The organism is Streptomyces sp. NPDC046939, assembly GCF_040644575.1.
GTDB lineage: Bacteria > Actinomycetota > Actinomycetes > Streptomycetales > Streptomycetaceae > Streptomyces.
In genome coordinates this window covers 37,855-51,047 of the sequence record NZ_JBEYWV010000003.1, presented here as the reverse complement: position 1 = coordinate 51,047, position 13,193 = coordinate 37,855, and the positions used below count along the sequence as shown (strand labels likewise).

The 13,193-nt window shown below is 71.6% G+C and carries 13 protein-coding genes; 6 read left to right on the top strand and 7 right to left on the bottom strand.

What is annotated here, in order from left to right; genetic code table 11:
* Positions 1-71 precede the first annotated feature (71 nt).
* The 4 genes from ABZ877_RS04190 (at position 72) to ABZ877_RS04175 (ending at position 4,996) form a co-directional block, all read left to right on the top strand.
* Positions 72-710, top strand: a complete 639-nt coding sequence (locus ABZ877_RS04190; RefSeq protein ID WP_361064022.1) for a TetR/AcrR family transcriptional regulator — start codon at positions 72-74, stop codon at positions 708-710.
* A 160-nt stretch (positions 711-870) separates the two neighbouring features.
* On the top strand, positions 871-1,722 hold the full coding sequence (locus ABZ877_RS04185) for a 3-hydroxyacyl-CoA dehydrogenase family protein (protein WP_361064019.1): 852 nt from the start codon (positions 871-873) through the stop codon (positions 1,720-1,722).
* Positions 1,723-1,905: 183 nt separating this feature from the next.
* A complete protein-coding gene (locus tag ABZ877_RS04180) occupies positions 1,906-2,229 on the top strand; it encodes an STAS domain-containing protein (protein WP_361064016.1) in 324 nt (107 codons plus the stop codon).
* A gap of 253 nt (positions 2,230-2,482) precedes the next feature.
* Entirely contained in the window at positions 2,483-4,996 is a 2,514-nt protein-coding gene (locus tag ABZ877_RS04175; protein ID WP_361064013.1) for an ATP-binding protein, read from the top strand.
* A gap of 124 nt (positions 4,997-5,120) precedes the next feature.
* On the opposite strand, the gene nucS is transcribed toward ABZ877_RS04175, so the two are convergent.
* A complete protein-coding gene (nucS, locus tag ABZ877_RS04170; RefSeq protein ID WP_361064010.1) occupies positions 5,121-5,792 on the bottom strand; it encodes an endonuclease NucS in 672 nt (223 codons plus the stop codon).
* Positions 5,793-6,084: 292 nt separating this feature from the next.
* Here nucS and ABZ877_RS04165 point away from each other — a divergent pair, with 292 nt between their 5' ends.
* Positions 6,085-6,477: an SCO5389 family protein gene (locus ABZ877_RS04165; protein ID WP_361064007.1), complete on the top strand. Its 393-nt coding sequence runs from the start codon at positions 6,085-6,087 to the stop codon at positions 6,475-6,477.
* A 94-nt stretch (positions 6,478-6,571) separates the two neighbouring features.
* Here the strand turns inward: ABZ877_RS04165 and ABZ877_RS04160 are convergent, their stop codons facing one another.
* A complete protein-coding gene (locus ABZ877_RS04160; RefSeq protein ID WP_361064005.1) occupies positions 6,572-7,606 on the bottom strand; it encodes an LLM class flavin-dependent oxidoreductase in 1,035 nt (344 codons plus the stop codon).
* Positions 7,607-7,808: 202 nt separating this feature from the next.
* Between ABZ877_RS04160 and ABZ877_RS04155 the strand changes: the two genes are divergently transcribed.
* Positions 7,809-8,138 carry an ATP/GTP-binding protein gene (locus ABZ877_RS04155; protein ID WP_361064002.1) on the top strand — a complete coding sequence of 110 codons (330 nt, stop codon included), beginning with the start codon at positions 7,809-7,811 and terminating at the stop codon, positions 8,136-8,138.
* A gap of 7 nt (positions 8,139-8,145) precedes the next feature.
* On the opposite strand, the gene ABZ877_RS04150 is transcribed toward ABZ877_RS04155, so the two are convergent.
* From ABZ877_RS04150 to ABZ877_RS04130, 5 genes are all read right to left on the bottom strand, one after another.
* Positions 8,146-9,018, bottom strand: coding sequence for an ABC transporter permease (locus ABZ877_RS04150; protein WP_361064000.1), 873 nt, complete (start codon positions 9,016-9,018; stop codon positions 8,146-8,148).
* A complete protein-coding gene (locus ABZ877_RS04145) occupies positions 9,015-10,181 on the bottom strand; it encodes an ABC transporter ATP-binding protein (protein ID WP_361063997.1) in 1,167 nt (388 codons plus the stop codon). Before ABZ877_RS04145 ends, ABZ877_RS04150 begins: the two co-directional genes overlap by 4 nt.
* A gap of 144 nt (positions 10,182-10,325) precedes the next feature.
* A complete protein-coding gene (locus tag ABZ877_RS04140; RefSeq protein ID WP_361063994.1) occupies positions 10,326-11,096 on the bottom strand; it encodes an ABC transporter permease subunit in 771 nt (256 codons plus the stop codon).
* Between the two features lies 1 nt (position 11,097).
* Positions 11,098-12,054: an ABC transporter ATP-binding protein gene (locus ABZ877_RS04135; protein ID WP_361063991.1), complete on the bottom strand. Its 957-nt coding sequence runs from the start codon at positions 12,052-12,054 to the stop codon at positions 11,098-11,100.
* Between the two features lie 183 nt (positions 12,055-12,237).
* Complete coding sequence (locus ABZ877_RS04130; RefSeq protein ID WP_361063987.1) at positions 12,238-13,173, bottom strand: cellulose-binding protein; 936 nt, start codon at positions 13,171-13,173, stop codon at positions 12,238-12,240.
* Positions 13,174-13,193 lie beyond the last annotated feature (20 nt).

Here is a 13,193-nt window from a genome sequence, read left to right as displayed (position 1 = left end):
AAACAGAGTCATTGAAATTTTGCAACGTCCCCAAAATTTCAGTGGGCCCATCCGATCGGTACGATCACGGCATGGCAGAAGGGCTCAGGGAGCGGAAGAAGCGGCAGACCAGGCAGTACATCTCCGACGTCGCGACCGGACTGTTCGTGGAGCGGGGCTTCGACGCGGTGACCGTCGCCGAGATCGCGGCCGCCGCGGACGTCTCCGTGAACACCGTCTACAACTACTTCCCGGCCAAGGAGGATCTGTTCCTCGACCGCTCCAAGGGCGTCGTCGACCGCATGTCCCGCTGGGTGCGCGGGCGCGCGCCGGGGGAGTCGGCGGCCACCGCCGTCCTGCGCGAACTGCGCGAGGAGATCGAGGCCGTCTCGCCGCGCGTCGGCCTCATGGACGGCTACAGCGCCTTCATGCGCGTCGTGCAGGCCGCCCCCGCCCTGCGCTCCCGTCTGTGGGCCATCCAGCAGGAGGTCCACGACAACCTGACCGCGACCCTGCGCGAGGAGACCGGCGCGGACGACGCCGACCCGCTGCCCGATCTGATCGCCGGTCAGATCGGCTGGATCCACTCGACCGTCATGGCGGCCATCGGCCGGCGCATGCTCGACGGCGGCACCCCCGCCGCCGTCTCACGGGAGATGCTCGACGTCCTGGACGACATCGAGGGGCTTCTGAGCGAGAAGGTGCTCAACTACGCCGTCCGCGACGCCTGATGACACCGGGCGCCCCGCGCCGGTGTGATGTCCGTCATTCGAGACGTGACGCGCATCTCTAAGCGGTCACACGGCCCCTCACGGACGCTAGGGTCCGCAAAAGGAGCAACGCACAGAAGCGGTCGCGCGGTACGTGACGACGCGGTTAGGGGAAGCGCACGTGGCAGGGAAGCTCGCCGTCATCGGAGCCGGCCTCATGGGGTCCGGCATCGCTCAGGTCTCCGCCCAGGCGGGCTGGGACGTCGTCCTGCGCGACGTCACCGACGAGGCCCTGACCCGCGGCACCGACGGCATCAAGGCGTCGTACGACAAGTTCGTGAGCAAGGGCAGGCTCGCCGCCGAGGACGCCGAGAAGGCGCTCGCCCGCATCACCACGACCACCGACCTGGACGCGGCCGCCGACGCCGACATCGTCGTCGAGGCCGTCTTCGAGAAGCTGGAGGTCAAGCACGAGATCTTCCGCACGCTCGACAAGCTCGTGCGCCCGGAGGCCGTGCTCGCCTCGAACACCTCCGCCATCCCGATCACCAAGATCGCGGCGGTCACCGAGCGCCCCGAGCGCGTCGTCGGCGCGCACTTCTTCTCGCCGGTGCCGATGATGCAGCTCTGCGAACTCGTGCGGGGCCACAAGACCAGCGACGAAACCCTCGCCACCACGCGGGAGTTCGCCGAGTCCGTCGGCAAGACCTGCATCGTCGTCAACCGCGACGTGGCCGGGTTCGTGACCACCCGACTCATCTCCGCCCTCGTCGTCGAGGCCGCGAAGCTCTACGAGTCGGGCGTCGCCACCGCCGAGGACATCGACATCGCCTGCAAGCTCGGCTTCGGCCACGCCATGGGACCGCTGGCCACCGCCGACCTCACGGGCGTCGACATCCTGCTCCACGCCACCAGCAACATCTACACCGAGACCCAGGACGAGAAGTTCGCGCCGCCCGAGCTGATGCGCCGGATGGTTGACGCCGGTGACATCGGGCGCAAGAGCGGGCAGGGCTTCTACAAGCACGCGTGACGCGGCGCCTGACGCCATGTCACCCGTCGGGGTGAATTCGGTATCGGTTCGCTTACAGACGGCAACTTCTGGCTCACCGGGCCCGTCAGTTGCTGTGACATACCCAGATCACCCGGACCACGATCACCCGGACCACTGACCACCTGAGTACCCGAGTACTTCCGCCTCACACGGGGAGCGCATATGCACATCAGGGGCGACCACGCCGAGCTGGTCGTCGGGGGCCGCCTCGACGTCCGCAGCGCGGCGGACGCCCGTACGGTCCTGCACACCGCCGTCGACGACGGCCTCGGCGACCTCGTGCTCGACCTTTCCGAACTCGACTCGTGGGACGCGACCGGACTCGGCGTCATCATGGGCGCCCACCGCCGCGCCGGGCGCTGCGGACGCCGCCTCGTGCTGCGCGGCGTGCCGCCCCAGCTGCAGCGCCTCCTCGTCGCGACCCGGCTGCACCGGATCCTGGCCATCGAAGGCGGCATCGGCGTCGGATCGCTGCCCCGGGTGTGACCCGGGGCGGGACCGGTGTGTCACCCTGGGAATGAATACGCCGTTCCTGTGGGAAGCGCCCACAATCCTCATGAGACTGTGACGTCTCGGACGGCGCGGGACCCCGAGTGTTCATAGATACTGTGCCAAGGTCTAGGGTTCGGTCGCCCGCGTCATGACGAACCCGCCACGCGGGACCGGACCAGAAGCGACAGCGCAGTGTGCACAGGCCGGGAGGGCAGAAGGCGCACCACGCTTTTGGGGGGCTTTGACCATGGACCCGAACAACCTCGGACCGGATAATTTCGGCCAGGACCAGCGCGACGACCCGTCCGCCGGCGGCAGGCGCCCACCGCGCGACCAGTTCACGCCCGACTTCGGCCAGCCGTCGCCCGCACTCGCCCGCACCGTGCAGCTCGTCTCCGGCGACTACCTCCTGACCGTCAACCCCGTCGACGGCAGCGAGATCGAAGCCTGCCCGCCCGACCGGCGCCCCGCCCGGCCCGCCAAGCGCGCCGCCGCCGACCGCGCCGAACTCGCGCGCGCCGCCCGCCCGCCGCTGCCGCCCGGGCCCGCGCTGCCCCGCCTCCCCCTCCTGGAGCGCCAGGAGGAGCGCGAGCGCCTCGCCCGCCTCCTCGCGCGCGGCCGCTCCGTCCGGCTCACCGGGCCCTCGGGCTCCGGCCGCACCGCGCTGCTCGACCAGGTCGCCGAGGACTGCGCCGACATCGCGCCCGACGGTGTCGTCCGCCTCTCCGGCCACCGCCGCACCCCGGCCGACCTCCTGCACGACCTCTTCACCACCGTCTACGACGCCCCGCTGCACCGCCCGGACCGCGCCCTCCTGCTCGAACTCGTCCACGAGATCGGCGCCGTCGTCGTCCTCGACGACCTGGAGTTCGGCGGCGCCGCGCTCGACGAGCTCCTCGACGCCACGCCCGAGTGCGCCTTCCTGCTCGCGGCGACCCCCGACGTCGCCGCGCCGTCCGCCGACTCCCTCGTCGAAGAGGTGTTCCTCGGCGGCCTCAGCCGCGGTGCCGGACTCGAACTCCTCGAACGCGCCGTCGGCCGCGTCCTTTCCGAGGACGAGGCGCAGTGGGCCGGTGACCTCTGGTTCGAGTCCGAGGGCCTGCCCCTGCGGTTCGCGCAGGCCGGCGCCCTGCTGCGCCAGCGTGACGTGCTCCGCGCCGACCCCGACGGCTTCGACGCCTTCGGCCTGAAGCAGGGCCCCGACGCCGAACCCGCCGACGCCCCCCTCCTCGACACCTCCTACGACGTCGAGGACGGCCCCGACGTCCCGCTGCCCTCCCTCGCCGACGGGGCCGCGCCCGCCGCGCTGCTCGCCTCCCGGATGAGCGCCTCGGCCCGCGCCACCCTCCGCTTCGCCGTCGCGCTCGGCGGCGAGGTTCCGCACCAGGCGCACCTCCCCGCCCTCGTCGGCGACACCCATGCCGACGCCGCGCTCGCCGAACTCGTCTCCTGCGCCCTCGTCACCTCCGTCGGCGGCCGCTACCGCCTCGCCTCCGGCGTGCGGGTGCAGTTGGAGGCCGTCGGTTTCGCCGAGGACACCGTCGAGTACGCGCACACCGCCGCCCGGCACTACGCCTGGTGGGCCGCGCACCCTTCCGTCGGCCCCGAGCGGGTCGCCGCCGAGGCCGACGCCGTGCTCGCCGCGCTGACCGTCCTCGTCCCCGGCACCACACCGCCCGAGGACGGGACGAGCCCGGCCGTCGAGCTGGCCCGCGCGGCCGCCCCCGCCTTCGCCGCCGGGTTCGCCTGGGGCGCCTGGGAGCGCGCGCTGCGCTCCGGCCAGGAGGCGTCCCGGCTCTCCGGCGAGGTGCCCGACGAGGCCTACTTCCACCACGAGCTGGGCATCCTCGCGCTCCTCGGCGGCAACCTCGACCGGGCCCGCGCCGAACTGGAGGCATCCATCGGCCTGCGCGGCGCCCTCGCCGACAAGCGGGGCACGATCGCGGGCCGCCGCGCGCTCGCGCTCGTCGCGGACCGCTCCGGCGGCGTCCTGCCCGGCGGGCGCACCGCCGCGGGCGAGGAGGTCCCGGACGCGATGCACGAGGAGTCGGCGTCGCCGCCCGGCGGCGTCCCGGCCGCGTACCCGCTGCCCGTGCCGCCCCAGGAACCGGACACGGTCGCCACCCGCAAGGTGCCGCCCGTGCCCACGCCCGTACCCGCCCCGACGGTCGTCGGCGGCAAGCCGCCCACCCGCAGGTCGATCATCCGCGGCACCCGGCGCAACCTCGTCGCCGCCGGGGCCGGCGCGCTCCTCGTGGCGGTGCTCGGCACGGTCGTCACACTGGGCGCCACGTCCGGCAATGACGACCCGCCCTCCGACAAGGTCGGCACGAAGCCGTCCGCGACGGCGGAGGAGAACACCGGCGACCTCGGCGCGGAGGAGGCCCCGCGCGGCGGCGGCACGAGCGGCTCCGCCTCCTCGGCCCCGAGCGACCCCGGCGCGGACGGCATCGTGGGCACGGCGGACGACCCGACGCCCACGTCCTGGGCCAGCGTCTCGCCGTCGGGCAGCCCCAGCGGTTCCGGCACGCCCCACACCCCGGGGACGACCCCGAGCCACTCGCCGACGAGCAGGCCGCCGACGTCGAAGCCGCCCACGAGCAGGCCGCCGACGTCGCACACGCCGACGCCCACGCCGACCCCTACGCCCACCCCGACCCCAACGCCGACGCCGACGCCGACGACGACCCCGCCGCAGACACCCCCGGGCACGACCACCAACTCGGCCCCCCTCACATCAAGCGCGACCGAAGCCCCGTAAGGGGCGCGGGGAACTGCGCGCTCAGCCACGACAAAGCCGCAGCCGCGTCTGCTCATGTACCGAGCAGACGCGGCTGCGGCTTCGTCATGGCCGGGCGCGCAGCCCCCCGCACCCCTGGCCGGCTCTAGAACAACCGCAGCTTGTCGTCCTCGATACCCCGCATGGCGTCATAGTCGAGGACGGTGCAGCCGATACCCCGGTCGGTCGCGAGAACCCGGGCCTGCGGCTTGATCTCCTGGGCGGCGAAGATGCCCCGGACCGGCGCCAGGTGCGGATCCCGGTTCAACAGCTCCAGGTAGCGCGTGAGCTGCTCGACCCCGTCGATCTCCCCACGCCGCTTGATCTCGACGGCCACGGTCCGCCCCTCGGCGTCACGGCACAGGATGTCGACGGGCCCGATCGCGGTCATGTACTCGCGCCGGATCAGCGTGTAGCCCTCGCCGAGCGTCTCGATGCGGTCGGCGAGCAGCTCCTGGAGGTGCGCTTCCACGCCGTCCTTGATGAGCCCCGGGTCGACACCCAGTTCATGGGAGGAGTCGTGCAGGATCTCCTCCATCGTGATGATCAGTTTCTCGCCCGCTTTGTTGATGACGGTCCAGACGCCCGCGTCGTCCCCGGTGCCCTCCTTCAGGGTGCACGGCGGCGACATCCAGTTGAGGGGCTTGTAGGCGCGGTCGTCCGCGTGGATGGAGACGCTGCCGTCGGCCTTCACGAGGATGAGGCGCGGGGCGAGGGGGAGATGGGCGGTGAGCCTGCCCGCGTAATCCACGGAGCAGCGGGCGATGACAAGACGCATGGTCGGCAACGCTACTCGACGCCCGCCCGTCGACGCGATTCGCCCGCCCCTTGGCCCCCATGACGCCCTGGGAGCCCCGGTGGACGCCCTTTATCATCCGGAACCCACCCGTTCGTTATTGGCCGGTTGTGTGCGAACCAGGCGTTGCACGCCCTGTTGCGGCCCGGATGCGTTGCCTACCGTAGAAGCAGGAGGTCGCGGCGCGTGCACGCTGCGTGTTCGGAGGGTCGTGCCGTGGGCTCCTGGTCTGTCCGTCAACCCCCGCTCCCTTGGGGGTGCGAGAGGAGAACCCATGTCGCTCGACGTCTCACCGGCACTGTTGGAACAGGCCGAGCGAGGCGAGGTCGACGAAGCGGATTTCGTCGACTGCGTCCGGACCTCCCTGCCCTACGCGTGGGAGATGGTCAGCTCGTTGGTGGCTCAGCTCAAGGTCGACGGCGGAGAGTTCGCCGACAACCAGACGCCGCCGCCCAACGAGCAGGCACGTGGGCAGTTGCTGCGCGCGCTCGCGAGTGACGCGATTCGCGGCGCCCTCCAGCGGCACTTCGGTGTACGGCTCGCCTTCCAGAACTGCCACCGGGTCGCGGTGTTCCCGCAGGACCCGGCGGTGGACGAGACGCTGGCCCGCTTCACCTCGGTCCGCAATCAGTTGCTCAACCAGTCACCGGAACTCCGTGACTGCTGACGGCTGAACCCGGAATGCCTGCCGTCCCGTACGCGGGAGGTGCATCAGTACGGGACGACAGGCATGGCGGCGGGGCGGTGTCGAGCGACCGGCCTCAGCCGAGCTGGGGCAGTACCTCCGCGCCCAGACGCCGTACGTTCTCCTCCGTCGTCGCGAGGTCGCCGGAGCCCTCGACCAGGAGCGCGAACCGGGTGATGCCGGTCCGCTCGGACGTGGCCGCGAGCCGGTCCGCGCACAACTGCGGCGTGCCGACCGGATGCAGCCCGCACAACAACTCCGTGTAGGCGAACGGGTCCCGCATCGACCGCGCCCGCCCGTCCACCGTCACATGGGCGTCGAGCCCCTGCTTCAGCCAGCCCGGCATCGCCTTCAGGAGAGCCTCCGTGGCCTCCGCGCGGTCGTCACCGACCTGGGCGACCCCGGCGGAGACATGGGGCGCCGTGATTATGTCGGCGGCCGGACGCCCGGCCTCCAGCGCGCACCGCCGCCACAGGGCGACCATCTCGGCCTTCTCCTCGTCACCGATGTGCATGCCGAGGAGCATGGGCAGTCCGCGCTCGGCGGCGAGCCGCACGCTCCTCGGCGACGTGCACGCGACGACGACCTCGGGGCCCGCCGGGTCCGTCCCGCCGATCGCCTCCGCCGGGCGGGGCACCACCGGCACCTCGCGGAAGGCGAACCGCTCGCCCTCGCCCGCCACCCTCGGCTCGCGCAGCCAGCGCAGGAGCAGGTCGAGCGAGTCGGGGAACCCCTGCTCGTACGCCTCGACGCCCGCGCCGAAGACCTCCAGGTCGACCCAGGGCCCGCCGCGCCCGACGCCGAGCGAGAACCGCCCGCCGGAGGTGAGGTGCAGCAGGGCCGCCTGCTCGCCCAGGGCCACCGGGTGCGCCGTCGGCAGGACGCTCACCGCCGTGCCGACCCGCAGGGTCTGCGTGCGGCCGAGCAGCAGGGCGGCGAGGGTGATCGCCGACGGGCACGTCCCGTACGGCACGAAGTGGTGCTCGGCGAGCCACACCGAGTCAAGACCGGCCTCCTCGGCGACCTCGGCCGACCGCACCGCGCGGTGCAGCGCCTCCCCCTGTCCCTGGCCCGGGAACTGGGCTGCCAGTACGAATGTTCCTACGCGCATCGCCTTCCTGCCTTCCTTGGCGCCGACGCGGCACTCCCCCTGAAGGCAATAACGGCTGACAAGTGCCAAGGGCACGGCTACGCATGCGGATTGGAGGATTTTCCGCAGAACCTTGACAGGGTGACCCGGCGAGTACCCCACTCGGCGCGGCGTACGCTGGACACGCACCCCGACTCCGTACGCACACTCCGTGAGGTGAGCCGTGTCCCCGCGCCGCAACCGTCCGAAGGCCGGCGGGCCGTCCACAGGCAGCAGCGAGGACGAGGGGCAGCGCTACGGCGGGTTCCAGTCCACGGAGAGCTGGCAGGGCGAGGAGTGGTGCGTACGCCACGTGGCGGGCGCGAGCGCGGCCGGCAAGACGTACCGCTGCCCGGGCTGCGACCAGGAGATCCCGTCCCGGGTCGCACACGTCGTGGCGTGGCCGGAGTACGGCGGCGTGGACGACCGCCGCCACTGGCACAAGGCGTGCTGGAACGCGAAGGACCGCCGCACCACGAAGGTGCAGCGGTCCCGGAGCGCGCCGCGGTACTGAGGCCGCGCTACACGTCGCGGTTGTTGAGGGTGAGGAAGGCGCCGCCGAGCGCCACCGCCGTGATCACACCCATGATCCACAGCGGGTCCCAGCCGGACGGTCCTGAGCCGCCCGCCACCGAGTCGCCGTAGAGCACCGCGAGCTGGCTGGGGATCGAGTACTCGAAGAGGGCTTGCTGGAGGTCCTTGAGCGAGTCCGAGAACATGAACATCGCGAGGACCAGCGGCAGCAGCACGATGCCGATCATGATGGTGATCGCGCCCGCCGAGTGCCGCACGAGCGTGCCGACGGCCAGGCCCAGCAGACCGAGCAGCCCGACGAACAGGCCCACGCCGACGGTCGCCTTGAACCACTGCGAGCCGCTGGGCGAGCCGACATCCAGGATGCCGACCTGCAGCACGGACACGATGACCGCGAGCACCGTCGTCAGCACGAAGGCCAGCGTGAAGAAGACGATCGCCTTCGCGGCCAGCACCCGGCTCCGGCTGGAGCAGGCCGTCATCGTCGTACGGATCATGCCGGTGCCGTACTCCGACGCGATCGTCAGGACGCCGAGCGTGATCACGCAGATGGTGCTGAGGAGCACGCCGAAGAAGCCGAGGCCGAGCACATCGTCCGGGCCCACTTCCGTGCTGCTGTCGGCCGCCGCGACGATCGCCGCCGACGCCAGGCCGATGCCGAGCATGAGCAGCACCATCACGCCGAGGGTCCACATCGTGGAGCGCACCGTGCGGATCTTCGTCCACTCCGAGGCGAGCGCGTCCCCGAGGTGCGCGCGGCGCACGGGGATCGGTGAGGTGTACGAGCCCGGGAGCGCCTGCCCGACAGGCATCGCCGGGGGCTGCTGCGGGGCGGCGTAGGGCGGGGGCGGCGTGCTCATCGGGCGTCGTCCTTGTCCATGGTCGGAGCGGCGGCGGGCGGCTGGGGCGCGGGCGCCTGGGCGGGCGCGGGGGCCTGCGCGGGTGCGACCGGCGCCGCGTACGGGTTCGCGCCGGGCGCCGGCTGCGGTTGCGCCTGGGGCGGCGGCGGGGCGTACCAGCCCGGCTGGCCCTGCCCCACGACCGGCATCTGCTGCGGCGGCAGCGCGCCGGGCGGCAGCGGCTGCTGGAACCCGGCGAGCTGGTCGGCGGTGGAGCGGTAGTCGACGGCGCCCTGCGTCATCCGCATGTACGCCTCCTCGAGGGACGCCTGGTGCGGGGAGAGCTCCCACAGCCGTACGTCGGCGTCGTGCGCGAGGTCGCTGATGCGCGGCAGCGGCAGACCCGTGACCCGCAGCGCGCCGTCCTGCTCGGGCAGCACCTGGCCGCCCGCCTCGGTCAGCGCGGCGGTCAGCTTCTCGCGCTGCTGCGGCTCGCTGTCGGGGGTGCGGACCCGGGCGAAGTCGGCCGAGTTGTGCGAGATGAAGTCCGTGACGCTCATGTCGGCGAGCAGTTGTCCGCGCCCGATGACGATGAGGTGGTCGGCGGTGAGCGCCATCTCGCTCATCAGGTGCGAGGAGACGAAGACGGTGCGGCCCTCGGAGGCGAGCGTCTTCATCAGGTTCCTGACCCAGAGGATGCCCTCGGGGTCCAGGCCGTTGACCGGCTCGTCGAAGAGGAGGACCTGCGGGTCGCCGAGGAGCGCGGCGGCGATGCCGAGCCGCTGGCCCATGCCGAGCGAGAAGCCCTTCGAGCGCCGCTTGGCGACGTCCTGGAGGCCGACGACGCCGAGCACCTCGTCGACGCGGCGGGCCGGGATGCCCGCGAGCTGGGCCAGGCACAGCAGGTGGTTGCGGGCGGCCCGGCCGCCGTGCATCGCCTTGGCGTCGAGCAGCGCGCCGACCTGCCGCGGCGCGTTCGGCAGCTTGTTGTACGGATAGCCGCCGATGGTCACGTGCCCGGTGGTCGGCTGGTCGAGGCCGAGGATCATACGCATCGTCGTCGACTTGCCCGAACCGTTGGGCCCGAGGAAGCCGGTGACGGTCCCCGGCCGCACCTGGAAGGAAAGGTTGTACACGGCCGTCTTGGCGCCGTAGCGCTTCGTCAGGCCGACTGCCTCGATCATTCTCCGCACCCATCGGAAGGTTCTGAAAGGTTCAGGACGTCGGGGCACACGCCCCCGTAAGGGTTAGGAGGATATCCGGGCGCTGACGGTTCCGGCCAAGAGTGAGTAAAGGGTTCGGCGGCCCTGCCCGAGCCTCCCGAGGCGCTACGCGTCGCGCTTCTTCAGCAGCGCGTAACCGACCACCATGGCCACCACGGCCCACAGCGCCAGGATCAGCAGCCCACCCCAGGGCCCGTACGGGGTGTCGTCGTCCGGCGGGATCACCACTTGCATGATCTTCGAACCGGCCTGGTCGGGGAAGTACTGGGCGACCTTCTTCGTCGCGGAGACGTTGCCGAGGATGGGGGAGACCAGGAAGAGGAACGGCATGAGGATGCCGAGCGACAGCATGGGGGAGCGCAGGATCGCCGCGACGCCCATCGCGAACATGGCCATCAGCGTCATGTAGAGGGCGGCGCCGATGACCGCGCGCAGCACGTTCGGGGAGCCGAGGTCCGTGCTGTGGTTCCCGAGCATCGCCTGGCCGAGGAAGAACGCGGCGAAGCTGGTGACCAGGGCGACGACGAGCGCGAGCAACGTGGCGACCGCGATCTTGGAGAAGAGGAACGTGGCGCGCTGCGGGACCGCCGCGAGCGAGGTGCGGATCATGCCCGTGCTGTACTCGCTCGCCACCACCAGGACGCCGAAGACCACGAGGGCGAGCTGGCCGAGAGTGAGTCCGGAGAAGGCGGTGAAGGTCGGGTCGAAGGTCAGCTTGTCCTCGGCGGACAGCTTGTCGAACTCGTTCTTCGACAGGGCGCTGATCAGCATGCCGAGGCCGACGGAGACGACGACGGCGAGGCCGAGGGTCAGGGCCGTCGAGTTCACCGACCTGATCTTCGTCCACTCGGAACGCAGGACCTGGGCGACGGCCATCTCAGGCCCCCTTCCGGTTGGCGTCGGCGCCCCACTGCGGGGCGGCGGGCGAGCCCGAGTGGGCGTGGTACTCGACGGACTCGGCGGTCAGCCGCATGAACGCCTCCTCGAGCGAGGCCTGCTGGGGGCTGAGTTCGTGCAGGGTGAGCCGATGGCTCGCGGCCAGGTCGCCCAGCTCCTCGGCGGAGTGCGCGTCGACCTCCAGGGCGCCGTCACCCGCCTCGACGACAGTGATGCCCGCCTCGTGCAGCACGTCGAGGAGCCGTTCGCGCTGGGGCGAGCGCAGCCGTACGTAGCTGCGCGAGTTCTGCCGGATGAAGTCCGCCATGGTGGTGTCGGCGAGGAGCCGGCCCTGGCCGATGACGACGAGGTGGTCGGCGGTGAGCGCCATCTCGCTCATCAGGTGCGAGGAGACGAAGACCGTGCGCCCGGCCGAGGCGAGCGATTTCATGAGGGTGCGGATCCAGTGGATGCCCTCGGGGTCGAGCCCGTTGACCGGCTCGTCGAACATCAGGATGCGCGGGTCGCCGAGGAGCGCGCCCGCGATGCCGAGCCGCTGGCCCATGCCGAGCGAGAACCCCTTGGACTTCTTCTTGGCGACCGCCGTCAGGCCGACCGTGTCCAGGACCTCATCGACCCGGCTGCGCGGGATCCCGTTGGACTGCGCCAGACAGAGCAGGTGGTTGTAGGCGCTGCGGCCGCCGTGCATCGCCTTGGCGTCCAGGAGCGCGCCGATGTGGCGCAAGGGGTTCTTCAACTGGGCGTAGTGCTTGCCGTCGATGCGGACCGTGCCGGCGGTCGGATTGTCCAGGCCGAGCATCATGCGCATCGTGGTCGACTTGCCCGCGCCGTTCGGCCCCAGGAAGCCCGTGACGATGCCGGGCCGCACGGAGAACGTCAGGTCGTCGACGGCGGTCTTCTCGCCGTACCGTTTGGTGAGCCCCGCAACCTCGATCATGCGGCAACGCTACGGCGCGAAAAAGCCCCCTGCCACTTGTTCAGCGCAGGGGGCTTCAGTCGCCCCAGGGGCGCGGGGCTGTTTCGATCAGCGGCTCCGCCGCGGGGCGCGCCCAGCCCCGCCAGGGGCGCGGGGAACTGCGCGACCAGCCACGGCGGTCCCGCAGTCACCCCACAACCAGAATTACCGGGACTGCTGCGCAGGCACACCCCGCGAGGCGGGCTCGTCATCGGCCGGGGCCCCAGCGGCAGCGACAGCCGCCCCCGTGAGCGTGGCCAGCATCTCGCGCACATTGGTGAGCTGCGCGTTGATCGAGTCGCGACGGTTCGTCAGCGCGGCGAGCTCACGCTCGGATTCGCTGCGGATGCGGTCCGCCTTGGCGTTGGCGTCGGCCACGATGTCCTCGGCCTGGCGCTGGGCGGTCTCCACCGTCTGGCGGGCGCGGCGCTCGGCGTCGGTGCGCAGCTTCTCCGCCTCCAGACGGAGCTGCTCGGCGCGGTGCTCGATCTCGGCGAGGCGCTTCTCGGCCTTGGCCTGACGCGACGCCAGGTCCCGCTCGGACTGCTCGCGGCGCTTGGCCAGGTTCGTCTCAAAGTCGGCGGCGGCCTGCGCGGCCTTGGCGCGGGTCTCCTCGAAGAGGGCGTCGGCCTCCTCGCGCTTCTGCTGCGCGTCCTTCTGCGCGTCGGTGCGGAGCTGGGTCGCCTCGCCCTTCGCCTTCTCGACGATCCGGACGCCCTCGTCCTCGGCCTTGGACTTGCGCTCGGCGGCGAACGCCTCGGCGTCGTTGCGCACCTGCTGGGCGGCGGACTCGGCCAGCTCGCGGTGCTGCTCGGCGGCGCGGCGGGCCTCCTCGCGCAGGTCCTTCGCCTCCTCCTCGGCGAGGCGGAGGATCTTCTCGACGCGCGCGCCGAGCCCGGCGTACGACGGCTCCGCGTCGTTCACCTGGGCCTGGGCGTTCTGCGTCTCGAGGTGGAGCTCCTCGATGCGCTTTTCCAGAGCAGTGATTCGAGCAAGAGCGCTGTCACGGTCGGAGACGAGCTTGGAGATTCGTTCGTCCACCTGAGCGCGGTCGTACCCACGCCGCACAAGCTCGAAGCCGTAGGGGGAAGTGTCGCTCATGGGGTTCCTGTCGAATGAGA